Source organism: Paraburkholderia sp. JHI2823, assembly GCF_038900695.1.
Classification (GTDB): Bacteria; Pseudomonadota; Gammaproteobacteria; order Burkholderiales; family Burkholderiaceae; genus Paraburkholderia; species Paraburkholderia mimosarum.
Genome location: NZ_JAYMRY010000304.1, coordinates 1 through 426, shown reverse-complemented (window position 1 = coordinate 426; position 426 = coordinate 1). Strand labels below are relative to the sequence as shown.

Sequence of the window (426 nt, the reverse complement as noted above, 5' to 3'; positions counted from 1 at the left end):
CGATAGGCATCGTGCTGCGCATTGAGGTTGGCGTTGTTGACGTTGCGATTCAGGTTCGCGGTGTTGACGTTGGCATTGCGGTTCCAGTTCGTGGTGCCGCCGTTGGCATTGATCCGGTTGTTCACATTGATGTTGTTGTAGGGGTTGACGTTGACGTTGACGTCGTGCGTATTCCAGTTGAAGCCGCCCCACAGCGACTTCGCGACCGCGACGCCGGCGCCGAACGCTAGCCCCGCGGCGAGGCCGCCCGCGAGCGCATAGCCCGGAGGCGGGGGCATATAAACGGGCGGGTACGCGGGGTACGGCCATGCGCCGTAGACGACCGTCGGGTTGTAGGTCGGCACGTACACCACTTGCGGATTGGCCGGCACGATCTGGATCGTGCTTTGCTCGACGACGACCTTCTGCTGCTCGGTCGTCTTCAGA

Annotated in this window: 1 protein-coding gene; it reads right to left on the bottom strand. The window is 62.4% G+C overall.

All coding sequences use genetic code 11. The features are described 5' to 3' along the window. Positions 1 to 426, bottom strand: a 426-nt coding sequence (locus VSR34_RS38750; protein WP_342965281.1) for a DUF3300 domain-containing protein, incomplete at both ends; no start/stop codon positions are given.